The organism is Brevundimonas sp. 01N35 (assembly GCF_056399785.1).
Genome location: NZ_JBFTRZ010000003.1, coordinates 263,813 through 288,987, shown reverse-complemented (window position 1 = coordinate 288,987; position 25,175 = coordinate 263,813). Strand labels below are relative to the sequence as shown.

Genomic DNA, 25,175 nt, shown 5'->3' with positions numbered 1-25,175 from the left:
GATCTTCGACCACAAGAGAGGGGCGGCGGATTTCGATCCGCCGCCCTTTTTTGCGTTCGGGCGGCGGCGCCCCCGGGTCTTCGCCAAAGACCGCCGCCGGTGTAGAAGCGCGGCATGATGCAATTTGTTCTCGTCGCGTGCGGCGGCGCCCTGGGGGCCATGGCCCGCTATGGGCTGGGCCTGACGGTCGGGCGGCTGGCCCCCGGCGCGGCTTGGCCCTTGGCCACCTTCGCCGCCAACACCTCGGGCGGTCTGCTGATGGGGCTGCTGGTCGGTTGGCTGGCGCTGAAGGCGGGCGCGGGGCAGGAGAGCATCCGCCTGTTCGCCGCCGTGGGCGTGCTGGGCGGCTTCACCACCTTCTCGGCTTTTTCGCTGGAAGCGGCTTTGATGATCGAACGCCGTGAACTGGCCACGGCTTTCGTCTATGCGGTGGGTTCGGTGGTACTTTCCATCGCCGCCCTGTTCGTCGGCCTGATGATCGCGCGCAAACTGTTTACCGGAGTGGGCGCATGAGCCGCGAAGTCCAGACCCTCTATGTTGCTGAGGACGAACACGACATCCGCCTGGATCGGTGGTTCAAGCGCCGCTGGCCGCACCTGACCCATATCCAGGTGGAGAAGATGGCTCGCAGCGGCCAGATCCGCGTCGATGGTTCGCGGGTCAAGCCGCAGGACCGCCTGACCGCCGGCGCCGCCGTGCGCGTGCCGCCGCTGCCCGACGCCAATCCGCGCAAGCCCGGCGACCTGCATGAACTGACCGAGCGCGACGTGGCCTACGCCAAGTCGCTGGTCCTGTATGAAGATCACATGGTCATCGCCATTAACAAACCGCACGGCCTGGCCGTGCAGGGCGGCACCAAGACCACCAAGCACGTCGACCGCCTGTTGTCGGCCTGGGGCGAGGGCATGGACCGGCCGCGCCTGGTCCACCGTCTGGACCGCGACACCTCGGGCGTGCTGCTGCTGGGCAAGGGGCCCGAGGCGGCCAAGCGTCTGGCCGGCGCCTTCGCCCGGCGTCAGGCCAAGAAGACCTATTGGGCCATCGTCATCGGCACCCCCAAGCCCACGCACGGCCAGATCGACCTGGCGCTGAAGAAGACGGGCATCAACGACTATGAGATGATGCGCCCGGCCGAGCCCAAGGATCCCAAGGGCGAACCGGCCGAGACCGCCTTCGCCACCATCAGCCGCGCCGCCCACCGCGCGTCGTGGATGGCGCTGCGACCCTTCACCGGACGGACTCACCAGCTGCGCGCCCACATGGCGGCCATCGGCCACCCGATCCTGGGCGACCATAAATACGGCACCGACGCCTCCAAGCAGTTGAGCGGCGTGCTGAAGCTGCAACTGCACGCCCGCCGCATCGAACTGGACCACCCCGGCGGCGGCACCCTGATCGTCGAGGCCCCGCTGAGCCCCGAGATCAAGGCCGGCTTCGCCCACTTCGGCTTCTCCGAGGACGAAAGCGACGTCGATCCGTTCGAAGGGGTCAAGCGCCAGCGATGAGCCACGACGGCCGTTCCAGTCCCGAGCGCGCGGCCATCGACCGGCTGATCGCGGCTGGTCGCTATGAGGAGGCTCTGGCAGGCTTGCGCGCGGCGGCGAACCCGTCCACGACTTGGCCCCTTCAGGCTGACCTTCTCAAGCTTCTGGGACGGCTGGACGAGGCCTTGGCCCTGCGTGTCGCCCAGGCGAAGGCCAGGCCGATCAGCAGCGTGTCGGAGCATAATCTGGCGGCGCTTCTGGGCGATATGAGGCGGCATGTTGAGGCTGAGGCGGCGGTTCGGCGCGCCTTTGAAAAGGGCGGCGACGCGCCGGAAACCTGGCTGGTGCTGGCGCGGTCTCTGGCCGGGCAGGAGAAGTATGACGACGGCGAGCATGCCTATCGTCAGGCGGTTGCGCGGCGACCGGCCTATGTCGAAGCTCTGCGCGAACTGGCGCAACTGATCTGGATGCGGACGGCCGACGCTGCGCGCGCTCTGGCGCCGGTTCGCGACGCGCTGGATAGCGCACCCGGCGATAGTGGGTTGCGAGGCCTGCTCGGGCTGCTGATGGACTACACCGGTTCGGCGCCGCGCGAGGTCTGGGGCACCCTGGTCGAAGGCGGTGTGCGAAATCCGGCGATTGATCTGGCCGCCGCCAACGCCGCCTTGTCGTTCGACCTCGATCTGGCGCTCGATCATGCGCTGACGGCTGTGGCCGGGGCGCCGGGCCATCCGGTCGTGGCCTTGAAGCTGGCCGAGATTCGATTGGCGCGGGGCGAGCTGGATCACGTCTCCGCCTTGCTGGCGGCGACCGTCAGGTCGGCGGAGGATCAGAATTGGTTGTCGCTGCAAGCCACGTACGAACGGTTGTCGGGGGCGTCGGGCGCGGGACTGAACGACTATGGCGCCTTCGTGCAAGGCGGGACCATCGATACGCCCGAGGGATGGTCTGATCTGACCGCCTATCTCGACGATCTCGCGGTCGCTCTGCGGCGTCTGCACACCTTGCGGACCCATCCGGTCGGCCAGAGTCTGCGGCATGGCACCCAGACCCAGGTCGATCTGAAATCCAGCGACGACCCCGCTATCCGGGCCTTCTTCGTCGCCATCGATGGGCCGATAAGGCGCTATATGGAGCGGCTGGGCGCTGGCGACGATCCGTTGCGGCGTCGCAATACCGGGGGCTATCGCATCGCTGGCTGCTGGTCGGTGCAGTTGGCGCCCCATGGATACCATGCGCCTCATGTTCATCCCGAAGGCTGGCTGTCCTCGGCCTGCTATATCGACCTGCCGGCGGCGGTCGATGCGGGCGGGCGAGAGGGTTGGATCGGTTTTGGCGCGCCGCCGTTCGCCTGTGCTGCGCCCACGCCGCCTGAACATTTCGAGAAGCCGGAGCCGGGCAAGTTGGTGCTGTTTCCTTCCTATATGTGGCATGGAACCGTGCCGTTCTCGGGCGAAGAAACGCGCCTGACCATAGCCTTTGACGTGGTGCCGGCATGATGCGTCCGCTGGCAGTCTTCGACATCGACGGCACCCTGGTCGACAGCCGCGCCTCGATCTTTCGGGCATCGTGCGAGGCGGCGCAGGTTCTGGGTCTGCCCGAACCCAGCTATGACCGGGTGCGCCAGATCGTCGGCCTGACGCTGGACAAGGCGCTGCACGTGCTGGAGCCCAGCCTGACGGAGGCTGAACTGGCGGACTTCGTCGCTGCCTTCCAGGCCAGTTTCCGGGTGATGCATGAGGCGGGGCATGAGGAAGCGCTCTATCCCGGCGTCATGGAGACGCTGCGGCGGTTGAAGCGCGACGGCTGGCGGTTGTCGCTGGCGACGGGGCAGAATCGGCGCGGCGTGGCCCGCAATCTGGCGCGGCCGGAATGGAGCGAGTTGTTCCTGTCCAGCCATTGCGCGGCGGACGGTCCGGGCAAGCCCCACCCGGCCATGCTGCTCGCCGCCATGACGGCTTGCGGGGCCGATGCGGCTTCGACCACCATGATCGGCGACACATCGCATGATGTCAGAATGGCCCTGAACGCGGGCGTGCATCCGCTGGGCGTCGGCTGGGGCTTCCATACCTACGAGGAACAGGTCGCGGCGGGCGCCCGCCACGTCGCCGTCGACTGTCCTGATCTGGAGGCGGCGCTCGACCGCTTCGCCTCGATCGCCATTGCCGCTTAGAAGACCGTCATGTCCCACATCCCCCCGCTTGATCCCAACGTCGCCGCCCGCAAGGGTTTCCGCGAGTCCGAGGAGCGTATCAAACGCTTCTGGAAGTTGGCCGACGTCTTGGCAGATGAGGGCGGCTGGACCGTGCGTCTGGACGGCCGGACGCCCAAGACGCCGGCGGGAAACACCCTGACCCTGCCGACCGAGGCGGCTGCAAGGCTGGTGGCGGATGAATGGGCGGCGCAAGGCGAGTTCCTGGTTCCCGGGACCATGCCCGCCACCCGTCTGGCCTCGACCGCCATCGACCGGGTCAGCCAGACCCGCGAGCCGGTCGCCGCCGAAATCGCCGCCTACGCCGGGTCGGACGTCATCTGCTACCTGGCCGAGAATCCCGGATCGCTGGTGGCGCGTCAGCAGGCCGAGTGGGGGCCGTGGCGCGACTGGGCTGCGCGCGAACTGGACGTGGCCCTGCGCCCCGCCGAGGGCATCGTTCACCGGGCGCAGTCGCCTGAGGCTTTGGAGCGCGTGAAGGCGCTGGCGCTGGCGCTGGACGACCACGCCCTGACGGGACTGGCGACGGCAGTGCCGCTGCTGGGATCGGCGGTGCTGGGGCTGGCGGTGCAGCGTGGGGCGCTGTCTGGCGAGGCGGCGCTGGACCTGTCGCGTCTGGACGAGGCCTTCACCGAGAGCCGCTGGGGCGTGGACGAGGAGGCGGCGCTGCGCACGGCCGCCCACCGCGCAGAGGCGAGCTTGCTGCAGCGGTGGTTCGAGGCGTTGCGGTCTTAATTTTCCAATCTGGAAACCTATGACTTGACGATATGGAAAGTCAGTTTCATTTTCCTGTTTGGAAAGTGAGGAAGACGCCATGAACCCACACCAGAACGATGATCCCGCCGGCGCCTTGGCGGCCATCCGCCAGGCCCAGTCCGTCGTCCACGACAGGGTGGCGCAAGGGTCCTGGCGCTTTGACCTGATCTATTCGACTTTGGCCGCTGTGATGGTGGGCGGGCAGGCCGCGCCCTTGCCGTTCAACGTGCTGGCGTCCGGCGGCGGTGCTCTGGCGCTGATGCTGCTGATGCGGAGCTGGGCCCAGAAAAACGGGGTCATGGTGACAGGTGTGACGCCGAAGAAGGCGCGCTGGGTGGCCTTTGGGCTGGGCGGCCTGTTCCTGATCCTGATGGGGCTGTCGCTCTATGCCGACCGGCGGGGCGACATGATCTGGGCGCCGTTTGCGCTGGCGGCGATCGGCTTTGTCTGCGCCCTGGCCCTGTCGCGCCTATGGTTCAGGGTCTATCGCGCCGAGACGGGGGCCAAGGGATGAGCTTCGTCCCGCAGTTCGACCCTGTGATCCATGCGCCGGGCCGTTTGCAGATCTGCGCCATGCTGTCGGTGGCGGACGAGGTCGAGTTCGCGGTCGTCCGCGACGCCATCGTCGTGTCGGATTCCGTTTTGTCCAAACATGTGAAGCAACTGGAGGAGGCGGGCTATCTCAAGGTCCGCAAGGCAGCGGCGGCGGGGCGTCAGCGCACCTGGCTGGCGCTGACCCCGGCAGGCAAGAAGGCCTTCGCCGCCCATGTGTCGGAACTGACCCGGCTAGCCGGGATCGTCGCTGGCTGACCTCAGCCCATCTCGCCTCGGATCAGGGCGTCGCGTTCTTCGGTGGTGATCATCCGCCACTTGCCTTCGGGCAGGTTGTTCAGATGCACCGGGCCGACGCGGATGCGCAGCAGGTCGGTGACCTCCAGGTCGACCATTTCGCACATCCGGCGGATCTGACGGTTGCGGCCCTCGGTCAGGATGAAGCGCAGGCGGTTCTGGTCCATGCGCGACACGCGGGCGTATTTCAGGATACGGCCATCCAGCATCAGGCCGCGCCGCAGGGTGGCCAGCTTCTTCTCGGTCACGTCGCCTTCGATGCGGACGAGGTATTCCTTGTCCAGGCGCGATTGCGGCCCGATCACCGCCTTGGCCACGACCCCGTCGGACGACAGCATCAGCAGGCCGCGCGAGTCCTCGTCCAGACGGCCGATGGGGGGCAGGGAGGCGTCCTCGGCGGGCACGGCGCCCTCGCCGATGCGATTGGCCTCGGTCAGCAGGCGCACGGCCGGGATTTTGTCCGGCTCAGGCTGGCCCGAGACATAGCCCAGCGGCTTGTGGATCAGGATGGTGACGCCGGACGCCAGGGCCGCCTCGGCCCGATCGTTCAGGGTCAGGGTCTGGCCCGGCTCGATCTTGCGGCCGGCGTCGGTGACGCTCTCGCCGTCGATCGTGACCATGCCGGCGGCGATCAGGGCTTCGGCCTCGCGCCGCGAGCAGATGCCGGTCTGGCCCAGCCATTTGTTGATGCGAACAGGCTCGGGGCCGTCATAGGTGCGGGTGAAGGCCATGGGGTCCATCCTCGAAGATGCCGCTCTGTAGAAGGCCGGAGGCGGGGCAGGCAAGCGGCAGGATCGAACACCGGTCGAAAGATTTCGCGCGGCGCTTCTGAATATCACTGAGATCAGATGGCCGTGACCTGTCATTGACCCCCAGCGCAGGGAGACTATATGTGCAGTCACCCCATCGAACTGATCCAGATCGCGTCCGGCCGCGCCGTGACGCGGCGATTCTCGTTTTCAGTTCCCCCTAGGGGGCTTTTCGCCTGATCCAATCTGATCGGGCGATCGAATATTGAACGATAACCTTTGAAGGAGACGTCTTGAACGCTCAACGCAACACTTCGACCGCCCCCCGTCCTCGCCAGGGCTTCAGTCGCCCCGCGCCCATGCGTCTGCGCATGGGCCTGATCATGCGCAAGGGCATGGATTTCGGCCCGCTGGGCGACATGGAGAGCGCGCTTCGCTTCGACGGCGTGTCTTTGGCGCCGATCTCGACGGGCGACGCCAGTCTGATCAGCGGCGGCGTGACCGTTCTCGCCACGGCGACGGCTGACGACATCACGAGCGGACGGGTCAAGGGCGTGGTGGTTCCGGGCGGCGCGGCGGACGAGGCGGGCGTGGCCCATATCAAGGCGCTGCTGGTCCTGGCGAAGGCGCAAGCCCTGCCGGTGCTGGCCTTCGCCGACGGCGTGGCCCTGGCGGCCGAGGCATTCGGTGTCGCCGCTGAGGCGCCGGGCGCCGTCTTCCAGGGTGACAAGGTTGCTCTGATCAACGAGCGCGCCGAACTGTCGGCCGTGGTCGCGACGATTTCCTGATTGAGGACGCCTGATCGGGGAAGCCCGATCAGGCCCGCCTGAACAGAAGGCTGATGTTGTTGGCGGGCATTTCCGTCCGCAACGTCAGCGTCAGGCCGTGCGATCGGGCCAAGGCGATGACCTTGTCCCGATCGCGCAGGCCCCAGGCCGGATCGCGAGCTTTCAGACTGGCGTCGAAGGCTTCGTTGGACGGGGCCAGCGGAACCTCGGCCTCAAGGTAGGGGCCGTAGAGATAAAGCAGTCCGGCGGGGCGGGGCAGGACGCGTTCCGCCAGCGTCATCAATCCCTCGGTCGCCGCCCACGGGCTGATGTGGACCATGTTGATGCAGACGACCGCGTCGAACCCGACATCCGGCCAAGTGCGCTCGTCCATGCAGTCCAGCGCCAGCGGCGGCTGAAGGTTCGCCGATCCAGCGTTGGCGGCCCAGGCGGCGATGCTGGCGCGGGCGTCCGCGCTGGGATCGCTGGGCGTCCATGTCACGCCGGGCAGGGCGCTGGAAAAGGCCACGGCGTGCTGGCCGGATCCGGCCGCGATCTCGAGCACCCGCCCGCTTTTCGGCAGATGCGCGTGCAGCAGGCGCAGGATCGGCTCGGCGTTGCGAACCGAGGCGGGCGACGCCAGGGCGCCGTCGGGCAGGGCGGTGAGGGTGTCCATGGTGCGCACCCGGTCTTGATATCGTCGCGCAGAGCCAGCCGCGACCGGAAAACGTGCTGCAACGCACCAATTTTATTCCGCCAGAAGTGAATTCGGGCAACGGTTGACCTTGCGTCGCCTCCGATGGCATTGCGCCTGTAACAGGGCGTGATCAGCGCCCGACTCGTCACGGCGGCGACAGATCGTCGGGCGGCCCGGTTCAGGAGACCATGGTTGTGACTGCAGACGTATCGATTCCCGGACTTTACCCCGCCCCGACCTCCCATAAGGGGCTGGTCGCCTGGGTCGAGCAGATCGCGGCGCTGACCAAGCCGGACCGGGTTCACTGGTGCGACGGTTCGGAAGCGGAAAAGTCGGCTATCGTCGCGGACCTGATCGCCAAAGGCACGCTGAAGGCGCTGGATCAGTCCAAACGCCCCGGCTGCTACTATGCCGCCTCGGATCCCAAGGACGTGGCTCGGGTCGAGAGCCGCACCTTCATCTGCTCGGAAGACGAGGCCGACGCCGGTCCGACCAACAACTGGTCTGACCCGATCGAGATGCGTGACCGCCTCGACGGTCTGTTCGACGGGTGCATGGTCGGCCGCACCATGTATGTCGTGCCCTTCTGCATGGGCCCGCTGGGTTCGAAGATCTCGGCCCTGGGCGTCGAGATCACCGACAGCGGCTATGTCGCCGTGTCGATGGCCGTCATGACCCGCATGGGCAAGGGCGCGCTGGACATGCTGGGCGCCGACGGCGCCTTCGTGCCCGCCGTGCACACCCTGGGCGCGCCGCTGGCGCCGGGCGCGGAAGACGCGCCGTGGCCCTGCAACGACGACAAGTGGATCGTCCACTTCCCCGAAACCCGCGAGATCTGGTCCTACGGCTCGGGCTATGGCGGCAACGCCCTGCTGGGCAAGAAATGCTACGCCCTGCGCATCGCCTCGGTCATGGCTCGCGACGAGGGGTGGCTGGCCGAGCACATGCTGATCCTCAAGCTGACCAGCCCAGAGGGCGTGTCGAAATACGTCGCCGCCGCCTTCCCCTCGGCCTGCGGCAAGACCAACCTGGCCATGCTGCAACCGGCGTTGGACGGCTGGAAGGCTGAGACCATCGGCGACGACATCGCCTGGATGCGTTTCGGCGACGACGGCCGCCTGTATGCGGTGAACCCGGAAGCCGGCTTCTTCGGCGTGGCGCCGGGCACCAGCCGCAACACCAATCAGAACGCCCTGGCGACCCTGACGAAGAACACGATCTTCACCAACACCGCCCTGACCGCGGACGGCGACGTCTGGTGGGAAGGTCTGACCAAGGAGGCCCCCGAGGGTCTGACGACCTGGAAGGGTCAGCCCTACGACGCGGCCTCGGGCGAGCCCGCCGCCCACCCGAACGCCCGCTTCGCCGCCCCCGCCGGTCAGTGCCCCGCCATCGCGCCGGAATGGGAAGACCCCAAGGGCGTGCCGATCGACGCCATCCTGTTCGGCGGTCGCCGCGCCTCGGCCGTGCCGCTGGTGACGGAGGCCTTCGACTGGGAGCACGGCGTCTTCCTCGGCTCGACCGTGGCTTCGGAAGGCACTGCCGCCGCCGAGAACAAGGTCGGCGAACTGCGCCGTGATCCCTTCGCCATGCTGCCCTTCTGCGGCTACAACATGGGCGACTATTTCGGCCACTGGCTGAAGTTGGGCGCGCAGGCCGATGCGGCCAAGCTGCCCCGCCTGTTCTTCGTCAACTGGTTCCGCAAGGGCGAGGACGGCAAGTTCGTCTGGCCCGGCTTCGGCGACAACGCTCGCGTCCTGAAGTGGATTGTCGAGCGTCTGGACGGCAAGGCCGAGGCCGTGGACACCGCCGTCGGCCGCGTGCCGTCGAAGGCGGCGCTGGACCTGTCGGGCCTGAGCCTGTCGGACGCCGAACTGAAGATCCTGCTGGATGTCGATGCCGACGTCTGGACCGAGGAGGCGGCCCTGATCCCCGCGTTTTATGAGAAGTTCGGCGACCGCCTGCCCCAGGCCCTGTGGAGCCAGCACGCGGCCCTGACCAAGCGTCTGGACGAGGCTAGAGCGGCCAAGCTCGCCGCCGAATAGGTCCATCGCCGGGTTGAAATCGGGGCGCGGTCGGTCGAAGGACTGGCCGTGCCCCTTTTTAATTCTCAAGACATCGTGGTCGTCGGCGCGGGCGTCCTGGGCCTATGCACGGCGGCCGAACTGGTCCGGCGCGGACATCGCGTGACGGTGGTCGATCCCGGCGGCGTCAACGCCTCGGCGGTCGCCGCCGGCATGATCGCGCCGGCGATGGAAAGCGCCATCGACGATCTGAGCCCTGACCACGCCGCCCTGCTGCGGCGCGGGCGCGATGTCTGGGCCGGATTCTCCTCGGCGACGGGCGTGGCGCTGAGCCGCGATCTGGCAGAGTGGCGGGGCGGCGAAGTCGAGGGGCTGGCCGCGCGGCTGGCCTCGCTGGGCTTCGAGCATGACTTCGACCGCGACGCTGGGCGGCTGACCACTGATGAAGACTGGAAGGTCGAGCCGGCGCAGGCGCTGCAGGCGATGAGCCGGGGTGTTCGCCTGGTGGAAGGCTGTGCGACGTCGCTGTTGCGGTCAGGGACGCGTTGGCGGGTCGAGACGACGGCGGGGCCGGTCGAGGCCGATCAGGTCGTGCTGGCGACCGGGACGGGCGCGCCACTGGCGGGTCTTCCCGAAGCCGTCGCCAGCCTTCTGGCCCTCATCACGCCAATTCGGGGTCAGATCGGTCTGGTCCGCGAACGGCTGACGGATCGGGTTCTGCGCGGGCCTGGGGCCTATGTCGCGCCCATGGGCGAGGGGTCGGTGATCGGCGCGACGATGGAGCCGGGCGAGCGGTCGCTGACGCCCGATCCCGAGCGATGCGCGCAGATGCTGGCGGCGGCCTGGGCTGTACTGGGTCAAGCGCCGCGACCGCTGGACATCGACTGGCGCGCCGGGGTTCGCGGGGCCACGCCCGACGGCCTGCCGATGGCGGGCGCGGTCGAGAGGGGGCTGCATCTGGCCCTGGGGCCGCGCCGCAACGGCTGGCTGCTGGGGCCGTTGGTCGCTGGCGTCGTGGCTGACGAAGTCGAGGGCCGGCCCTCGCAGGAACCGGCCCTCGCGCCCCGTCGCTTCATCTAGCCTTCAGGCAGGTTGAAGCGAATGGCCATGCTGACGCGGGCGCCGTCGACGGCCTGACCGTCGACCGTGCGCGGGCTGAGGCGGAAGTAGCGCGTCAGGCCCAGAGCTGCGCGGCCAAAGCCCTGATTGCCGGGCGTCTCGGATGCGACCGAACAGCCGGTCAGGGAGCCGTCCACCCGGACCAGGCAGGACAGGTTGGCGACGCCGCTGACGCCGCGCGCCTCGGCCGCCGAGGGGTAGGCGCGCATCATCTGCTCGGCCGTCGGCCTCTTGACCCAGTCCGGGTTGGTGATGACCGGGACCGGAGGCGTCGGTTGGGCCGTGGCGGCGCTTCCGTGCGCGGGCGTCGATGCCGGCTCAGTCAGGTTGATGATCGGACCGGCGTTTGCCGACGTGACGGGCGCGACTGGAACTTCCAGCGGAGCGACGGTCGAGGCGACGACGCGATCCGGCCGATGGATCGGCGGCGTCGGCGCGGGCGGAGCCGTGGGCGCGACCGCGGGCGGCGGGAGAACAGGGCGGATCATGTCGACGAGGGTGACCACGTCCTGGCCTTCGTCCGGCGTGGCGGCGATCTCGAACTTCTGCTGATACAACCACACGCCGGCGCCGACGTGGACCAGGGCCGAAACCCCGATCGCCGCCCACATCCAGCGGGGAATCGGCTTTCTTCGCTCGGAAAAGTCTATCGGGCTCACCAGTCCGGGGCCGCCCGCGGTTCTGATCATCATGGCCTTCAACTGTCGCAGGCCCTCCCCAGCGCCCACGCAACAAAGTTCGCGCCAAGCTTGCGGCGATATTGCGGCGCTTGTTCGTTAGGGGTTCGTTAACCTTGGTTAGCGACCGTCAACCATATGAGCGTAGGGGCGATTCCATCATCCGGCGGGGTTGAGGCGGCCATCAGGCGTGCGTCCAGCACGACCGGCGTGGACTTCGATTTCCTGATGAAGACGGCGCGTCGCGAGAGCGCGATGAACCCGTCCGCGCGGGCCGGCGCCTCGTCGGCCTCGGGTCTGTTCCAGTTCATCGAACAGACCTGGCTGTCGACCGTGAAACAGCACGGCGCCAAGCACGGCTACGGACAGTACGCCGATCTGATCCATCGCGACGACGACGGGCGCTGGCGGGTGCAGGGTTCGGCCCGCAACGTCGTGTTGGATCTGCGCTTCGACGCCCAGGCGTCCTCGACCATGGCGGCCGAACTCACCGCGTCCAACGCGGCCTATCTGCGCGGCCGCACGGGACGCGAGCCGGGCGCGGGCGACCTCTACGCCGCCCACTTCCTCGGCCCCGCAGGCGCCGCGAAGCTGATAGAGGCGATGCAGTCGCGGCCGCAGGCCAGCGCGGCGTCCCTGTTCCCTGAAGCAGCGTCGGCCAACCGTTCGATCTTCTATCGCGACGGCCGCTACGCCACGGTGGCCGAGGTGCACGCCAACCTGCAGCGCACGGCGGGCGAGGGCGCTCCGGCGGCGGGTACGGGGTCTGGGCTGACCACGGCCTCGGACCTGAGCGACAAGGACCGGATGCTGGCGGCGCGGCTGGATCGGTTGAAGCAGGACCAGAGCCTGCTGGCGCTGCTGCTGGGGCAGGACGGCCAGGGCGGCGGCCCGGGCGGCGGATTCGGCGGGGCCTTTGCGCCGCCTTCGGACGCGGCAGCGTAAAAGAACCTGGTTTCGTCTCATTCCTAACGAGGCGTTAACTATGTAACGCTAGGCGTGACGATTGATTCTTCGCCCGTCTAGCTCACGAGCTCTTCCATGACCGCCTACCGCGCCCGACTGACGGAAAGCGACATCAGGCGTCTGATCAAGTCGGATGCGGAAGACGACCGCGCGGCGGCGGCGCACAAACTGTGCCGCAGCATCGACCGCATGCCGCTGGACGACGCGGGCCGGGCGGCGGCGCAGAAGATCCTGAACGTGCTGGCCAATGACGCCGCCGAACTGGTGCGGCGGGCGCTGGCTGTCACTTTGAAGGCGTCCGAGCTGATGCCGCGCGAGGTGGCGCGCCGCCTGGTCGCCGACGCGGACAGCGTGGCCTTGCCGATCATCGGCAGTTCGCCCGCCTTCACCGACGACGACCTGATCGAAATCATCCGCGCGGGCTCGGTCGTGCGTCAGAATGCGATCGCGGGACGCGAGCGGGTGCCGCGCGACGTCGCCACGGTTCTGGCGGCCGAGGGCTGCCGCTCGGCGGTCCGCACTCTGGCGGCCAACGACAACGCCGACCTTTCCGAGGACGCGCTGCGCGTGGTCATCGACCGCTTTGGCGGTGCGCCCGAGGTAGTCTCGGCCGTCGCCTATCGCCAGGTCCTGCCGCTGTCGGTGACCGAACGGCTTGTGGCCCTGGCCAGCGACGCGGTGCGCGAGCATCTAGTGACGCGCCACGCCGTGGCCCCTGAGACCGCGATCCAGTTCGCCCAGTTCGCGCGCGAGCGGGTGACGGTCGATCTGGTGGATCAGGCGCGGGTCAGCGACGATCTGCCCGCCTTCATCGCCGGACTGAGCGCCCGCAAGGTGCTGAACGCCTCGCTGCTGTTGCGGGCGCTGGCGCGGGGGCAGATGGCCCTGTTCGAGCACGCCCTGGCTGAACTGACCGGCACGCCGCATCACCGCGCCTGGCTGATGGTGCATGACGCCGGGCCTTTGGGCCTGAAGTCGATTTATGATCGCGCCGGCCTGCCGCCGCGCCTGTTCCAGGCCTTCCGCGCCGGCGTGGACACCTGGCGGGCGCTGCAGGCCGAGGGCGGCGACACCGCCAGCGACCTGTTCCGCCAGCGGATGCTGGAGCGGTTCCTGAGCCAGCGGCCCAATACGTCGCGCGAGGATCTGGCCTATCTCATGGAGCGGCTGGATCGGCCCGGGCTGCCCGAAATCGAGACCGCCGTCAGCGCGGCCTGACGGATCAGGCTGAACACCATACGAAAAAAGGCGCCTCCGCAGGGGGGGCGCCTTTTCTGTTTGAGGGGCTCGGATCAGGCCAGGTGTTCGGCGACCCGGGCTTCCAGGGTTTCGGCCAGGGCGCGGCCGGTTGGATGATCGTCGGTCTGGATTTCGTCGCGGACCACGGCGCGAATAGCGTCGATGTGGGCGTCCAGGATCGCCACCGGCGCCTGCATCCGCTTGTCGGCGTCGTCCATCATCCGGCACAGGGAGCCGGCGATTCGCGTCACCAGCGGATACTGGTAGGTGGAGCCCAGGCCCTTCAGGTCGTGGGCGCGGAAATAGAGCCCCTCGGCCGTTTCGGGGGTGTAGCCCTTAGTGCGGATATCGGCCTGGGCCTGATCCAGCTTGACGATCTCGTCCTGAAGCCATTGGCCGAACTGAGCCGACATGGCTTTGAGGGCTTCTTCGGCCTTGGCGATGGCGTTGGCGTCGATGCCGCCGAAGCCCCCGCCGATCTTGGCGCGCAGGGGGTTGGGCGGGCGAATGACTTGCGGAGGGTTGGTCACGTCACTGGCTCCTGAACTCTTAGCGACGAGCCTAGACGCGGGAGGCTTAAAAACCCGTGACGTTTAACCGGCGAACTGTTCGGCCATGACGCGTTCCTCGAACGACCGCCCGGCGTCGAACAGCATGGTCAGGCTGATGTCGCGGCGTTCGCGCACTTCGACGTGGGTCACGCGGCGGACCTCGAAATTGTCGGCCGTGGCGCTGACGGGGCGTTTGTCGGGCTCCAGCACCTCGAATCGGACCCTTGCCGTATGCGACAGCAGGGCGCCGCGCCAGCGCCGGGGACGGAAGGCGCTGATCGGGGTCAGCGCCAGACTGGGCGCGTCCAGCGGGATGATCGGGCCGTGGGCCGACAGGTTGTAGGCGGTCGAACCGGCGGGCGTGGCGACCATGCAGCCGTCGCAGCTGAGTTCCTCCAGCCGCACCTTGTCGTTGATGCTGATGCGCAGCTTGGCGCTCTGGCGAGTCTGACGCAGCAGGGAGATCTCATTGATCGCCAGCCCGCTGTGGACTTCGCCGCTTTCGGTCCAGGCGTCCATCTGCAGCGGGTGGATCACGGTGCGGTCGGCCTCGGCGAGGCGCGCCAGCAGGTGGTCCTCGTCATAGTCGTTCATCAGGAAGCCAACCGAGCCCCGGTTCATGCCGTAGACCGGGGTGCGCAGTTGCAGGTTGTTGTGCAGGGTCTCCAGCATGAAGCCATCCCCGCCCAGGGCGACGATCACGTCGGCTTCGGCCACGGGAACCGAACCGTAGCGTTCGCTCAGGCGCAGGCGCGCGGCCTCCGCTTCCGGCCGGTCGCTGGCGACGAAGGTGAGGGCGAGGGGAGGGCGGGACTGGGTCACGCCGCTACGCAAGCCGAGCCGGTCGGCCGTGTCAAACGGAAGCGGCGTCGATTTCCGCCATCAGTAACCGGAATTCATAGGCGGCCTGATCCGCCGACCGCTCGGCCAGCCGCCAGGCGGAGCTGTCAGGATCGCGCGGGAAGCCTTGGTTCAGCTTGCGGATTTCGGTCAAAATGGCGGGGAAGGCGGCGCGGTCCAGCCCTACCGCGATACACGCCAGGAACAGAGGGCGGGCGGTGTCGCCCGCAAGCGCACGTTTAACCTGGGCGACCTCGAACCGGCCCAGGGTGGCTAGGCCGTGCGCGAAGACGCCAAGCTTTTCCTCACGCAGGGCGCGGATCAGATAGGCCGGGCGCAGTTGGCCGGCCGCGTGCAGTTTGGTCACCAAGCGGGCGTCGGGGTCCTCTGCGGTGGATCCCCATTCGGCGGCGGGTTGGCCGGCGGCTTGGGTGGCGGCCTGGACGGCTTCCGCCAAGCGAGCGGGGTCGAGAGTGAAACGATCGCTGATGGCCTGACGCAGGGCCTCGCCGACCCACTGATACAGGCGCAGTGCCAGATCTTCGTCCAGCAACGGGTGACGGGTCAGGGGCGCGCGCAGGGCGGCCAACTGACGCGAATGTCCGATCAGATCGGCGAAGGCGGCGGTTTCGATCTGGGCGCTGCGGTTGGTCACAAGCGCAGTCATCACCGCCGGGTCGCCGCCGGCGATGATGGCGCGGGCGACGGCGGCGCCGATGTTGGGGCGCAGGGCTACCTGTATCTGATGCTCGATGGAACGGTCGGCCAGAAGCTGCAACAGGTCGTCGTCCAGCAGCAGGGGGCTGGCGGCGATCACCGGGCGAGCGATCTCGATCTCGTCGGCGGCCAGCATCCGCACCAGGGCGGCGGGCGCCCATTCGACCCTGGCCAGCCGCTGGGCCAGGACCTGACGGATTTCGCGCTCGGCGCTGCGGGTCAGGGCGATGAAAATGTCGGCCAGGGCTTCGGGCGCGCCGCCATGCGCGCCGGCGGACTCATAGAGACCCGCCACGCCCATCAGCAGCCGGTTCTGGTCGTCGGGCGAGCGCTTCTTGGCCAGGTCGAGCAACTGGTTCAGCCCGGAGAGGGGTATGGCCTGCGATGGCTTGGTCGGGTCTAGCGGAACGACTGTGGACACCGGCGGCTCCGCGTATCGAAAGACGGCCGCCTCGGCCGCGCGGCATAGTCGTCCGGCGCGCGTGAAAACAGGGTTAACGAAAACCTTCCGGGCCGAACGCGGGTCGCTTGACGGCGGAGCAGGGCGGGGCGAGGTTCAACGGAACAATGATAAGGGAGGTCGTCATGGCGGATGGATCGGCGGCATCGCTGAAATCGCGGGTGTCCGAGGCCGAGTGGCAGGCGCGCGTCGAACTGGCGGCGCTCTATCGGCTGGTGGCTCTGCACGGGTGGGACGACATGATCTTCACCCATGTCTCGGCGCGCGTGCCGGGGCCGGAGCATCATTTCCTGATCAACCCCTACGGCTGGTATTTCGACGAGATCACGGCCTCGTCGCTGGTGAAGGTCGATCTGGACGGCAACATCGTTCAGGACACGACCAGCTTCATCAATCCGGCCGGCTTCACCATCCATTCGGCGGTCCACGCCGCGCGCGAGGACGCTCATTTCGTCATCCATCTGCATACGGTGGCGGGCGTCGGCGTCGCGGCGCAGCAGCACGGCCTGCTGCCGATCAGCCAGAACGCCTGCCTGTTGCAGCATCAGGTCGCCTATCACGGCTATGAAGGGCTGGCGCTGAACCACGACGAGCGCGAACGGCTGGTGGCCGATCTGGGCGACAAGCCGCTGATGCTGCTGCGCAACCACGGCACGATGGCGGTGGGCCAGACGGCGGCCCAGGCCTGGGTCGGGATCTTCTTCCTGGAGCGGGCCTGCGCCCAGCAGGTGGCGGCCCTGTCGGGCGGGCGCGAGCACGTGCTGATCGCGCCGGACGCCGCCCAGGCCGAAACCAAGGATCAGGGGCGGGGGATCGGCTTCATCTCGTCGCTGGCCTGGCCGGGGGCGCTGCGCCAGCTCGAGCGAAAATCGCCCGGCTACGACGTGTGAGGGCGGTCGGGGGGCTGCTGATCGTTCTGGGGCTGGCGTCGGCGTCTTCGGCCGTCGCAGGAACCTGGAGCCTGCCGAAGGGGCAAGGGCAGGTGATCGTGAAATACGAGGACATGCAAGCCGACGAGGGGTTCGGCCCCAACGGTGGTCGCGTCGATCTTCCCGCTGAACGGCTGGACCGGTCCGTGTCGGCGTTTGTCGAATACGGCCTGACCGACCGGGTGACGCTGCAGTTCAAGGGCGAATGGCAGCAGGGGCGAGACGCCTATGTCGACTTCGACGGAAGCGGCCCGGTCGAAATCGGCGCGCGCTGGCAGGCTTACCGCGACGACCACACCGCCGCGGCCGTTTATGTCGGCTACGCCCAGGGCGGGGCGGCGCGCAACGCTGGATATGCGTCGCCGGGCGCGGGCGACAGCGACTGGGAGGCGCGCGCGCTGGTCGCCCGTTCGCTGGACGGCGGCGGGCGAGCGTGGGCGCCTCAACGCAGTTTTGTCGAGGCGCAGGTGGCGCGACGCTGGCGTCAGGGCCTGCCGGACGAGGTACGGGTCGACCTGACAGCCGGAGCCCATCTGAGCGCGAACTGGATGCTGCTGGGACAGGCGTTCGGCGGCGCGACGGATGGCGAGAGCGCGCGCTGGCTGTCGGTCGAGGGCTCGGCGGTGCGCCGTTTTGGCGACTGGAGCGTGCAGGCGGGATGGCGGCAGGCCATGGCGGGCCGAGAGACAGTCGTGTCGGGCGGGCCTGTCATCGGCCTTTGGCGACAATTCTGACGCGGTTTTCCGCGACGGAAACCAAACACCTCGACGTTACAGATACTTTATTTGCGTAACGGCCATGACCCGCTAAGCGGGAGCGCTTGTTGTCGGGGAGACTGCGTCGCGTGTTCAAACGCCATTTTTTCATCATCGCTGCGGCCTGTCTCGTGGGGCTTATGGTCCTGGCGGCGGTTCTGAAAATCACTCTCGCTGACGACAGCAAGGGCGGCGGGGGCGGTCCCGGTGGTCCTGGCGGCCGGGGCGGACCCGGCGGCGGTCGGGGCCAGGCCGTGGCCGAGGCGGTCGTGACCCAGCGTGAGTTCGCCGATCAGATCCGTGTTCTGGGCGTGGCCCGCAGCCGCCACTCGGTCAACATCACCTCCAATACGACCGAACTGATCACGCGGGTGATGTTCACGGACGGCCAGCGCGTCGCCGCGGGCGCGCCCCTGGTCGAGTTGCAGGCGCGCGAGGAAGACGCTGATCTGATCCAGGCGAATGCGCGACTGGTTCAGGCGCAGCGCGAGTATGATCGCTACAAGACCCTGGCCGAGCGCGGCGTCGCGCCGCGCATCACGGCCGAACAGGCCGAGACAGCGCTTCACACCGCCCGCGCGGCCGTCGCGGCCTCGGAAGCCCGTCGCGGCGACCGCATGCTGCGCGCACCCTTCGCCGGGGTGCTGGGCCTGACCACGGTGACGCCGGGCACGCTGATCACGCCTGGGGCGGTCATCACCACCCTGGACGACACCAGCTCGGTCCGCGTCGACTTCCCCCTGCCGGAGCGTTATCTGGGTGTGCTGCGGCTCGGCACGCCGCTGACCGCGACCTCCGACGCCTATGCCGGCGAGGTCTTTTCCGGCCGCATCGCGCTGCTGGACACGCGCGTCAATGAACAGACCCGCGCCGTCATCGCCCGCGCCGAATTCGCCAACCCCGGCAATCGTCTTCGCCCCGGCATGATGATGCGCGTCGCCGTTCAGCAGGGTCGTCGCCAGAGCCTGGCGGTGCCGGAAGCCGCCGTTCAGTATGAAGGGCAGGGCGCCTTCGTCTATCGCATCGCGCGCGGCGAGAAGGGCACGACTGCTCAGCGCGTCGAGGTGCAGACCGGCGCCGTCGAGGGCGGCTTTGTCGAAATCCTGTCGGGTCTGGACAACAACGACCACGTCGTCGCCTCGGGCCTGAATCGTATCCAGCCCGGCGCGCCCGTGAGCGTCGGCGGCGGCGGGGACGAGCAGAAGGGCGGCGCGCGCGCAGCTCAGGCGGCCCGCCAATGATGCTGTCCGATCTCTCGGTCCGCCGCCCCGTCTTTGCGGCGGTGGGGGCCATCGTTCTGTGCGTGATCGGCCTGGCGGCCTTCTTCTTCCTGCCCGTGCGGGAACTGCCGGACGTCGATCCGCCCATCGTTTCGGTCAACACCACCTACGCCGGGGCCTCGGCCGAGGTGATCGAGAGCCGGATCACCGAGCCGATCGAGCAGCAGATCGCCGGCATCCAGGGCGTCCAACGCATCAATTCGACCAGCCGCGACGGCCGCTCGAACGTGAACATCGAGTTCTCGCTGAATCGCAACATCGACGACGCCGCCAACGACGTGCGCGACCGCGTTTCGCGCGTCGTCGGCCGTCTGCCGGATCAGGCCGACCCCCCGGAAGTGGCCAAGGCCGATTCCAACAGCCAGCCGATCATGGTCCTGTTCCTGCGCTCCACGACGATGAACCGGCTGGAGCTGACGGACTACGCCGACCGCTATCTGGTCGACCGGTTCGCCACCGTGCCGGGCGTGGCCCAGGTCCAGATCTTCGGCGAGCAACGCTACGCCATGCGTATCTGGCTGGACGCCGCCGCCATGGCCGCGCGCGGCCTGACGGTCAACGACGTCGAGACGGCTCTGACCAACCAGAACGTCGAACTGCCGGCCGGTTCGCTGGAGTCGACGCAGAAGGACTACACCGTCCGCGTCGCCCGCACCTATGCGCGGCCCGCCGACTTCGCCCAGTTGCCGATCGGCACGCGCGGCTCGGCCTCGACCGCCACGGGGGCGCAGGCGTCCGGCACCCTTGCCGGGGCGACGACCGCCATGACCAACGGCGTGACCGGCGCCCTGCTGGGCAACGCCGCCTATGTCACCCGCCTGGGCGATATCGCCCGGATCGAGGAGGCGCCCGCCGAGGCGCGGCGCCTGTTCCGCGGCAACGGCATCGACCAGATCGGTCTGGCCGTCACGCGTCAGGCCCAGTCGAACGACCTGGCCATCTCCGAGGGCGTGCGCGCCCTGATGTTGCAGGTGCAGCCGACCCTTCCGCCGGGCACGACGCTGGAAGTCGGGTCCGACAATTCGGTCTTCACCTCCCACGCCATCGACGAGGTCTGGATCACCATCGGCATTTCGATGGCGCTGGTGGCCCTGGTCAATTTCATCTTCCTGGGCAGTCTGCGGGCGGCGATCATCCCTTCGGTGGTGGCGCCCATCTGCCTGCTGGCGACCTTCATCGTCCTGGCCCCGCTGGGCTTCTCGCTGAACCTGCTGACCCTGCTGGCTCTGGTGCTGGCCATCGGCCTGGTCGTCGACGACGCCATCGTGGTGGTCGAGAACATCCAGCGTCGCCTGGACCTGGGCGAGCCCCCGCTGATCGCCGCCGAGCGCGGCGCCCGTCAGGTCTTCTTCGCCGTCGTGGCGACGACCGTGGTCCTGCTGTCGGTGTTCGCGCCCCTGCTGTTCCTGCCCGGATATGTCGGCCGTCTGTTCGTCGAACTGGCGGCGGCCATCGCCGCGGCCGTGGCCTTCTCGGCCTTCCTGGCGCTGAGCCTGTCGCCCATGCTGGCATCCAAGATCCTGAAGCCGGCGCAGACCGGCGGGTGGCTGGCGCGCCGCGTCGATCGGGCGATGGATGCGCTTAAGAACTCCTACGCCAACTCGCTGAACGCTCTGTTGGGCCGTCGCATCGCCGTCGTCGGCGTCATCGGCCTGATCGTCCTGGTCGCGGCCGGGGCGGGCGGCATCTTCCTGACCCTGCCCAGCGAACTGGTGCCGCCCGAGGACCGGGGCCGCGTCGGCGTTCGCGTTCAGGGGCCGGAAGGCGCCGGCTTCGATTACACCCGCAAGATCATGCTGGGGCTGGAGCCGATCCTGGCCGAGTACAAGGAAAAGGGCGAAGTCGAATCCTATCTGATCTCGGCGCCCGGCTTCGGCGGCGGCAGCTACAATTCCGGCAGCGCCAGCCTGACGTTGAAGGACTGGTCCCAGCGCAAGCGCTCGGCGGACGAGATCGCGCAGGAACTGAACCGCAAGCTGCGCGGCCAGACCGACGCCCAGGTCAACGCCTCGACCCCCGGCGCCTTCCAGCGCGGCGGCGGCAGCTCCAACTCGGTCGAAATGATCGTCACCGGCGCCGAATACGGCCCGCTCTACAACTGGCTGCAGCCCATCCTGGCGGCGGCGCAGGAGAACCCGGGCTTCTCGCGTCCGCGTCTGAACTATGAGCCGAACGCGCCGCGCCTGCTGGTCAACGTCGACCCGCAGAAGGCGGCGGCCCTGGGCGTGTCGTCGCAGCAGATCGGCCGCACCCTGGAGACCATGTTCGGTTCCCGCCGCGCCACGACCTATATCAAGGGCGGTCAGGAATACGATGTCATCCTGCAGACCGACCGCAACAACCGTCGCGAGGTCGCGGACCTTCAGGCGCTGTATGTCGCGACCGGCGCGGGGCAATTGGTGCCGCTGTCGGCAGTGGTCACGACCGAGACTTCGGGCGACACGCCCGACCGTCGTCGTCTGGACCGTCAGCGGGCGATCACGCTTCAGGCCGACCTGAACCCGGGCACCACGATCGCGGACGCCATGGCCTTCCTGAACGCCGAGGTCGCCAAACAGCCGCAGGGCCTGGCCACTGTCCGTTGGGGCGGCGCGGCGCGGGATCAGCAGGAGGCGGGCAGCGCCGTGGGCTGGGCCTTCGCCCTGGCCTTGCTGCTGGTCTTCCTGGTTCTGGCGGCCCAGTTCGAGAGCTGGATCACCCCCGCGGTCATCATGCTGACGGTGCCTCTGGCGGCGGCGGGCGGGTTGTTCGGCCTGCTGATGGCCGGGTCCAGCCTGAACATCTACAGCCAGATCGGCCTGATCATCCTGATCGGGGTGGCGGCCAAGAACGGCATCCTGATCGTCGAATTCGCCAACCAGCTGCGCGATCAGGGGCGTTCGATCCGCGAGGCGATCATCGAGTCGTCGTCGCTGCGCCTGCGCCCCATCATCATGACCTCGATCGCCACCGCCTTCGGCGCCCTGCCGCTGGTGCTGTGGCACGGGGCGGGGGCGGGCAGCCGCCAGACCATCGGCGTGGTCATCTTCACGGGGGCGATCTTCGCCACCGTCCTGACCCTGTTCGTGGTGCCGGTGATCTATGGCGTGCTGGCGCGCTTCACCAAGTCGCCGGAATGGACCGCCCGCAAGATCGAGGAGTGGGAAGCCCAGGAGTTGGCCGACGGAAAGTCGGCGGACATGACTCCGGGGTAAATCGCTGTGGGCTGAATCCTCAGGAAGCGGGGGCCGTCGCGGGAGCGGCGGCCTTCGCCGTTTCCGGCTTGTAGCCCGTCTCCACCTTCAGGAAGGCGATGACGTCGCGGCGGTCGGTGGCGTCGGGAAGGCCGGGGAAGGTCATCTTGTTGCCCGGCAGGAAGATCTTCGGGTTCTGCAGCCAGTGGTCCAGCTTGTCCGCGTCCCAGGTGAAGCCCGCCGTCCGCATGGCGTGCGAGTAGCTGTACTTGTCCAAGGCCCCGGCCTGGCGGCCGAAGACGCCGTACAGGTTCGGCCCGGCCATATTCGGGCCGCCCGGCGTGATGGTGTGGCACGATCGGCAACGGGCGAAGGCGCGACGGCCGTTCTCCAGATCGCCAGCGTTGTAGGGCGAGGGCAGGGCGGCCAGCATCGCCACCTTCTCCGCTTCGGTCGGTGCGGGCGGAGGCGGGGCCTTGGCTGTTTCGGCGCCGGGCGCGGCGTTGTCGCCGCAGGCGGCCAATCCCAGCGAGGCGGAAAGAACAGCGGAAAGGATCAGGGCGGTGCGCATGGCGGACTCCATAGGCCAGACCGCCTTGATAGCCGATGGACGTTTGGTCGCAACGCTGCGGTTATCCTTACTGGACGCGGCGGCCTCGCACCTGATAATCACTGTCAATAGAGAGTGAACGGCGCCCGCGCGCCGTTGTAATGAGCGCCATGACCGACACCATCAAACTCAGCCAGGCCCGTCGCGGCGATCGCGGCGTCATCGTTCAGGTCGGCGCGCATTGCCATCATCAGGACCATGAGGTCGAACTGGAGCGCCGCCTGCTGGAATTGGGCTTCGTCGAGGGCGCCCACGTCGAACTGTTGCACGAAGGCCTGTTCGGTCGCGATCCGATCGCCATCAAGGTGGACGACATGCGCGTCGCCCTGCGTCGCCACGAGGCCGCCAGCCTGACCATCCGCCTGGAAGGCGGAGCCCTCTGATGGACATGGCCGTTCGCACCGCCCGCGTCGCCCTGGTTGGCAACCCGAACAGCGGCAAGACCGCCCTGTTCAACGCCCTGACCGGCGCGCATCAGAAGGTCGCCAACTACGCCGGCGTCACCGTCGAACGCAAGGAGGGGCGGATCACCGCCGCCGACGGGCGCACCCTGTCGGTGCTGGACCTGCCGGGCACCTATTCGCTGCGCGCGCGCAGTCTGGACGAAGAAGTCACCCGGGACGCCGTTCTGGGCGCCCTGCCGGGCGAGACGCCGCCGGACGTCGTCATCTGCGTCGCCGACGCCACCAATCTGCGTCTGGTGCTGCGCCTGGCGCTGGAGCTGAAACAGGTCGGGCGCCCGATGGTTCTGGCGCTGAACATGTACGACATCGCCCAGCGTCAGGGCCTGCGCATCGATCTGGAAAAACTGTCGGCTGAGGTTGGCGCGCCGGTGGTGACCACGGTCGCCACGCGCAAACGAGGCATCGCCGAACTGGTCGCCGCCGCCCAGGCCCAGGCTGATCAGGCGGTGGGCGAGACCCACAGCGAATGGCACGCGCCCGCAGCCGCCGAAATCCGCGCCGCCCACCGCGAAGCCGAACGCATCATGAAGGCCTGCGTGCGTCCGCCCGAGCGGCCGGACACGCTGACGGGCAAGATCGACAGCGTCCTGCTGCACCCGGTCGCCGGTCTGGCGATTCTGCTGGGCGTGCTGTTCCTGATGTTCCAGGCGGTCTTCACCTGGGCCACGCCCGCCATGGACGGCATCGAGGCTGGTTTCGCCCTGTTGGGTCAGGCGGTCGCCGCCTTCGTGCCCGACGGCCTGGTGCAGAGCCTGATCGTCGACGGCCTGATCTCGGGCGTCGGCAGCGTTCTGGTCTTCCTGCCGCAGATTTTGCTGATCTTCCTGTTCATCATCGTGCTGGAGGACTTCGGCTATATGGCGCGCGCCGCCTTCCTGATGGACAAGATCATGGGCGGGGCCGGGCTGCACGGCCGCGCCTTCATCCCCCTTTTGTCCAGCTTCGCCTGCGCCATTCCCGGTATCATGGCGACGCGGGTGATCGAGGCCCGGCGCGACCGGCTGACCACCATCCTGATCGCGCCGCTGATGACCTGTTCGGCGCGGATTCCCGTCTACACATTGATCATCGCCGCCTTCATCCCGAACCGGACGGTCTGGGGCTTCGCCAATCTGCAGGGTCTGGTGATGTTCGGTCTCTACGCCAGTGGCATCATCAGCGCGCTGCTGGTCTCGCTGGTGGTGCGCAGGGTGTTCTGGCGCGGCGCGGTCGAGCCTTTCATGATGGAACTGCCCGCCTACAAGATGCCCGACATCAAGAGCGTCCTGTTCAATCTGTGGTTGCGGGCCAAGATTTTCCTGCGTCGCGCGGGCAGGATCATCCTGCCGTTGATGATCATCGTCTGGGCGCTGGCGACCTTCCCCTATCCGCCGGAGGGCGCGACCGGGCCGGCCATCGACTATTCCTTCGCCGGCATGATCGGCAAGGCGCTGGCGCCTGTCTTCGCCCCCATCGGCTTTAGCTGGCAGATGGTGGTGGCCCTCGTCCCCGGCATGGCCGCGCGCGAAGTGGCCGTCGCGGTGCTGGGCACGGTCTACGCCGTCGCCGGGGCCGAGGAGAATGTCGGGGCGCTGGCCTCGGTGCTGTCCGCGGACTGGTCGCTGGCGACGGGGCTGGCCTTCCTCGCCTGGTATGTCTTCGCGCCGCAATGCCTGCCGACCATCGGTGTCGTGCGCCGGGAAACCGGCTCGCTGAAATGGACGTTGATCATGGTCGGCTACATGTTCGGCCTGGCCTATCTGGCGGCCTTCATCGTCTATCACCTGGCCGTGGCGCTGGGCGGGGGCTAGGCCGCTTCGGGTCGAGAAGGCGGAGCCTTCTGACCGCGGCCCACAAAAATGAAGGGGCGCTCACGCT

25 protein-coding genes are annotated in these 25,175 nt (G+C 68.2%); 18 read left to right on the top strand and 7 right to left on the bottom strand.

Annotated features, from left to right (window positions below; all coding sequences use genetic code 11):
• The first annotated feature begins 114 nt into the window (after nucleotides 1–114).
• The 7 genes from crcB (at nucleotide 115) to AC1DJ5_RS04595 (ending at nucleotide 5,262) form a co-directional block, all read left to right on the top strand.
• On the top strand, nucleotides 115–513 hold the full coding sequence (gene crcB / locus AC1DJ5_RS04625; RefSeq protein WP_477019832.1) for a fluoride efflux transporter CrcB: 399 nt from the start codon (nucleotides 115–117) through the stop codon (nucleotides 511–513).
• On the top strand, nucleotides 510–1,505 hold the full coding sequence (locus AC1DJ5_RS04620) for an RluA family pseudouridine synthase (RefSeq protein ID WP_477019831.1): 996 nt from the start codon (nucleotides 510–512) through the stop codon (nucleotides 1,503–1,505). Before crcB ends, AC1DJ5_RS04620 begins: the two co-directional genes overlap by 4 nt.
• Nucleotides 1,502–2,983: a putative 2OG-Fe(II) oxygenase gene (locus tag AC1DJ5_RS04615; protein WP_477019830.1), complete on the top strand. Its 1,482-nt coding sequence runs from the start codon at nucleotides 1,502–1,504 to the stop codon at nucleotides 2,981–2,983. Before AC1DJ5_RS04620 ends, AC1DJ5_RS04615 begins: the two co-directional genes overlap by 4 nt.
• Nucleotides 2,980–3,657, top strand: a complete 678-nt coding sequence (locus AC1DJ5_RS04610; protein ID WP_477019829.1) for an HAD-IA family hydrolase — start codon at nucleotides 2,980–2,982, stop codon at nucleotides 3,655–3,657. The genes AC1DJ5_RS04615 and AC1DJ5_RS04610 overlap by 4 nt, the downstream gene beginning before the upstream one ends.
• Before the next feature lie 9 nt (nucleotides 3,658–3,666).
• On the top strand, nucleotides 3,667–4,431 hold the full coding sequence (locus AC1DJ5_RS04605; protein ID WP_477019828.1) for an ATP12 family chaperone protein: 765 nt from the start codon (nucleotides 3,667–3,669) through the stop codon (nucleotides 4,429–4,431).
• A gap of 79 nt (nucleotides 4,432–4,510) precedes the next feature.
• Nucleotides 4,511–4,966, top strand: a complete 456-nt coding sequence (locus tag AC1DJ5_RS04600; protein ID WP_477019827.1) for a hypothetical protein — start codon at nucleotides 4,511–4,513, stop codon at nucleotides 4,964–4,966.
• On the top strand, nucleotides 4,963–5,262 hold the full coding sequence (locus AC1DJ5_RS04595; protein WP_441456019.1) for a transcriptional regulator: 300 nt from the start codon (nucleotides 4,963–4,965) through the stop codon (nucleotides 5,260–5,262). The genes AC1DJ5_RS04600 and AC1DJ5_RS04595 overlap by 4 nt, the downstream gene beginning before the upstream one ends.
• 2 nt (nucleotides 5,263–5,264) lie before the next feature.
• Here the strand turns inward: AC1DJ5_RS04595 and AC1DJ5_RS04590 are convergent, their stop codons facing one another.
• A complete protein-coding gene (locus tag AC1DJ5_RS04590; RefSeq protein WP_477019826.1) occupies nucleotides 5,265–6,032 on the bottom strand; it encodes a pseudouridine synthase in 768 nt (255 codons plus the stop codon).
• Nucleotides 6,033–6,343: 311 nt separating this feature from the next.
• Here AC1DJ5_RS04590 and AC1DJ5_RS04585 point away from each other — a divergent pair, with 311 nt between their 5' ends.
• Complete coding sequence (locus AC1DJ5_RS04585) at nucleotides 6,344–6,838, top strand: hypothetical protein (protein ID WP_441456017.1); 495 nt, start codon at nucleotides 6,344–6,346, stop codon at nucleotides 6,836–6,838.
• A 28-nt stretch (nucleotides 6,839–6,866) separates the two neighbouring features.
• Here the strand turns inward: AC1DJ5_RS04585 and AC1DJ5_RS04580 are convergent, their stop codons facing one another.
• Nucleotides 6,867–7,493, bottom strand: coding sequence for a DUF938 domain-containing protein (locus tag AC1DJ5_RS04580; RefSeq protein ID WP_477019825.1), 627 nt, complete (start codon nucleotides 7,491–7,493; stop codon nucleotides 6,867–6,869).
• Nucleotides 7,494–7,702: 209 nt separating this feature from the next.
• On the opposite strand from AC1DJ5_RS04580, the gene AC1DJ5_RS04575 reads away from it, so the two are divergent.
• Complete coding sequence (locus tag AC1DJ5_RS04575) at nucleotides 7,703–9,559, top strand: phosphoenolpyruvate carboxykinase (GTP) (RefSeq protein WP_477019824.1); 1,857 nt, start codon at nucleotides 7,703–7,705, stop codon at nucleotides 9,557–9,559.
• 48 nt (nucleotides 9,560–9,607) lie between these two features.
• Nucleotides 9,608–10,618, top strand: a complete 1,011-nt coding sequence (locus tag AC1DJ5_RS04570; protein ID WP_441456014.1) for an NAD(P)/FAD-dependent oxidoreductase — start codon at nucleotides 9,608–9,610, stop codon at nucleotides 10,616–10,618.
• Here the strand turns inward: AC1DJ5_RS04570 and AC1DJ5_RS04565 are convergent.
• The gene (locus tag AC1DJ5_RS04565; protein WP_441456013.1) at nucleotides 10,615–11,349 is read right to left on the bottom strand and encodes a TonB family protein; all 735 of its coding nucleotides are present in this window, start codon (nucleotides 11,347–11,349) and stop codon (nucleotides 10,615–10,617) included. The two genes, AC1DJ5_RS04570 and AC1DJ5_RS04565, sit on opposite strands and share 4 nt — an antisense overlap.
• Before the next feature lie 123 nt (nucleotides 11,350–11,472).
• Here AC1DJ5_RS04565 and AC1DJ5_RS04560 point away from each other — a divergent pair, with 123 nt between their 5' ends.
• Complete coding sequence (locus AC1DJ5_RS04560; RefSeq protein WP_441456012.1) at nucleotides 11,473–12,279, top strand: transglycosylase SLT domain-containing protein; 807 nt, start codon at nucleotides 11,473–11,475, stop codon at nucleotides 12,277–12,279.
• A 96-nt stretch (nucleotides 12,280–12,375) separates the two neighbouring features.
• Nucleotides 12,376–13,518 (top strand): SpbR family protein, encoded by a 1,143-nt coding sequence (spbR, locus tag AC1DJ5_RS04555; protein ID WP_441456011.1) that lies wholly within the window; start codon nucleotides 12,376–12,378, stop codon nucleotides 13,516–13,518.
• 74 nt (nucleotides 13,519–13,592) lie between these two features.
• On the opposite strand, the gene AC1DJ5_RS04550 is transcribed toward spbR, so the two are convergent.
• The 3 genes from AC1DJ5_RS04550 to AC1DJ5_RS04540 form a co-directional block, all read right to left on the bottom strand.
• Nucleotides 13,593–14,069, bottom strand: a complete 477-nt coding sequence (locus AC1DJ5_RS04550) for an Hpt domain-containing protein (protein ID WP_441456010.1) — start codon at nucleotides 14,067–14,069, stop codon at nucleotides 13,593–13,595.
• Between the two features lie 63 nt (nucleotides 14,070–14,132).
• Nucleotides 14,133–14,912 (bottom strand): NAD kinase, encoded by a 780-nt coding sequence (locus tag AC1DJ5_RS04545; protein ID WP_441456009.1) that lies wholly within the window; start codon nucleotides 14,910–14,912, stop codon nucleotides 14,133–14,135.
• Nucleotides 14,913–14,943: 31 nt separating this feature from the next.
• Nucleotides 14,944–16,068: a DUF2336 domain-containing protein gene (locus AC1DJ5_RS04540; RefSeq protein ID WP_477019823.1), complete on the bottom strand. Its 1,125-nt coding sequence runs from the start codon at nucleotides 16,066–16,068 to the stop codon at nucleotides 14,944–14,946.
• Nucleotides 16,069–16,232: 164 nt separating this feature from the next.
• Here AC1DJ5_RS04540 and AC1DJ5_RS04535 point away from each other — a divergent pair, with 164 nt between their 5' ends.
• The 4 genes from AC1DJ5_RS04535 to AC1DJ5_RS04520 all read left to right on the top strand — a co-directional run bounded on the left by AC1DJ5_RS04535 (nucleotide 16,233) and on the right by AC1DJ5_RS04520 (nucleotide 22,265).
• A complete protein-coding gene (locus tag AC1DJ5_RS04535) occupies nucleotides 16,233–16,997 on the top strand; it encodes a class II aldolase/adducin family protein (protein ID WP_441456007.1) in 765 nt (254 codons plus the stop codon).
• A complete protein-coding gene (locus tag AC1DJ5_RS04530) occupies nucleotides 16,994–17,770 on the top strand; it encodes a hypothetical protein (RefSeq protein ID WP_477019822.1) in 777 nt (258 codons plus the stop codon). Before AC1DJ5_RS04535 ends, AC1DJ5_RS04530 begins: the two co-directional genes overlap by 4 nt.
• Before the next feature lie 110 nt (nucleotides 17,771–17,880).
• The gene (locus AC1DJ5_RS04525; protein WP_477019821.1) at nucleotides 17,881–19,032 is read left to right on the top strand and encodes an efflux RND transporter periplasmic adaptor subunit; all 1,152 of its coding nucleotides are present in this window, start codon (nucleotides 17,881–17,883) and stop codon (nucleotides 19,030–19,032) included.
• Entirely contained in the window at nucleotides 19,032–22,265 is a 3,234-nt protein-coding gene (locus AC1DJ5_RS04520) for an efflux RND transporter permease subunit (RefSeq protein ID WP_477019857.1), read from the top strand. The genes AC1DJ5_RS04525 and AC1DJ5_RS04520 overlap by 1 nt, the downstream gene beginning before the upstream one ends.
• Nucleotides 22,266–22,284: 19 nt before the next feature.
• Here the strand turns inward: AC1DJ5_RS04520 and AC1DJ5_RS04515 are convergent, their stop codons facing one another.
• Nucleotides 22,285–22,815, bottom strand: a complete 531-nt coding sequence (locus AC1DJ5_RS04515; protein ID WP_441456004.1) for a c-type cytochrome — start codon at nucleotides 22,813–22,815, stop codon at nucleotides 22,285–22,287.
• A gap of 149 nt (nucleotides 22,816–22,964) precedes the next feature.
• On the opposite strand from AC1DJ5_RS04515, the gene AC1DJ5_RS04510 reads away from it, so the two are divergent.
• Complete coding sequence (locus AC1DJ5_RS04510; protein ID WP_441456003.1) at nucleotides 22,965–23,237, top strand: FeoA family protein; 273 nt, start codon at nucleotides 22,965–22,967, stop codon at nucleotides 23,235–23,237.
• Complete coding sequence (feoB, locus tag AC1DJ5_RS04505) at nucleotides 23,237–25,108, top strand: ferrous iron transporter B (RefSeq protein WP_477019820.1); 1,872 nt, start codon at nucleotides 23,237–23,239, stop codon at nucleotides 25,106–25,108. The genes AC1DJ5_RS04510 and feoB overlap by 1 nt, the downstream gene beginning before the upstream one ends.
• Nucleotides 25,109–25,175 lie beyond the last annotated feature (67 nt).

Excerpts from the sequence above, each read along its gene's own strand:
- crcB (WP_477019832.1), top strand. The coding sequence starts at position 115 with ATGATGCAATTTGTTCTCGTCGCGTGCGGCGGCGCCCTGGGGGCCATG.
- AC1DJ5_RS04620 (WP_477019831.1), top strand. The coding sequence starts at position 510 with ATGAGCCGCGAAGTCCAGACCCTCTATGTTGCTGAGGACGAACACGAC.
- AC1DJ5_RS04615 (WP_477019830.1), top strand. The coding sequence starts at position 1,502 with ATGAGCCACGACGGCCGTTCCAGTCCCGAGCGCGCGGCCATCGACCGG.
- AC1DJ5_RS04610 (WP_477019829.1), top strand. The coding sequence starts at position 2,980 with ATGATGCGTCCGCTGGCAGTCTTCGACATCGACGGCACCCTGGTCGAC.
- AC1DJ5_RS04605 (WP_477019828.1), top strand. The coding sequence starts at position 3,667 with ATGTCCCACATCCCCCCGCTTGATCCCAACGTCGCCGCCCGCAAGGGT.
- AC1DJ5_RS04600 (WP_477019827.1), top strand. The coding sequence starts at position 4,511 with ATGAACCCACACCAGAACGATGATCCCGCCGGCGCCTTGGCGGCCATC.
- AC1DJ5_RS04595 (WP_441456019.1), top strand. The coding sequence starts at position 4,963 with ATGAGCTTCGTCCCGCAGTTCGACCCTGTGATCCATGCGCCGGGCCGT.
- AC1DJ5_RS04590 (WP_477019826.1), bottom strand. The coding sequence starts at position 6,032 with ATGGCCTTCACCCGCACCTATGACGGCCCCGAGCCTGTTCGCATCAAC.
- AC1DJ5_RS04580 (WP_477019825.1), bottom strand. The coding sequence starts at position 7,493 with ATGGACACCCTCACCGCCCTGCCCGACGGCGCCCTGGCGTCGCCCGCC.
- AC1DJ5_RS04575 (WP_477019824.1), top strand. The coding sequence starts at position 7,703 with ATGGTTGTGACTGCAGACGTATCGATTCCCGGACTTTACCCCGCCCCG.
- AC1DJ5_RS04565 (WP_441456013.1), bottom strand. The coding sequence starts at position 11,349 with ATGATGATCAGAACCGCGGGCGGCCCCGGACTGGTGAGCCCGATAGAC.
- AC1DJ5_RS04560 (WP_441456012.1), top strand. The coding sequence starts at position 11,473 with ATGAGCGTAGGGGCGATTCCATCATCCGGCGGGGTTGAGGCGGCCATC.
- spbR (WP_441456011.1), top strand. The coding sequence starts at position 12,376 with ATGACCGCCTACCGCGCCCGACTGACGGAAAGCGACATCAGGCGTCTG.
- AC1DJ5_RS04535 (WP_441456007.1), top strand. The coding sequence starts at position 16,233 with ATGGCGGATGGATCGGCGGCATCGCTGAAATCGCGGGTGTCCGAGGCC.
- AC1DJ5_RS04520 (WP_477019857.1), top strand. The coding sequence starts at position 19,032 with ATGCTGTCCGATCTCTCGGTCCGCCGCCCCGTCTTTGCGGCGGTGGGG.
- AC1DJ5_RS04515 (WP_441456004.1), bottom strand. The coding sequence starts at position 22,815 with ATGCGCACCGCCCTGATCCTTTCCGCTGTTCTTTCCGCCTCGCTGGGA.
- AC1DJ5_RS04510 (WP_441456003.1), top strand. The coding sequence starts at position 22,965 with ATGACCGACACCATCAAACTCAGCCAGGCCCGTCGCGGCGATCGCGGC.
- feoB (WP_477019820.1), top strand. The coding sequence starts at position 23,237 with ATGGACATGGCCGTTCGCACCGCCCGCGTCGCCCTGGTTGGCAACCCG.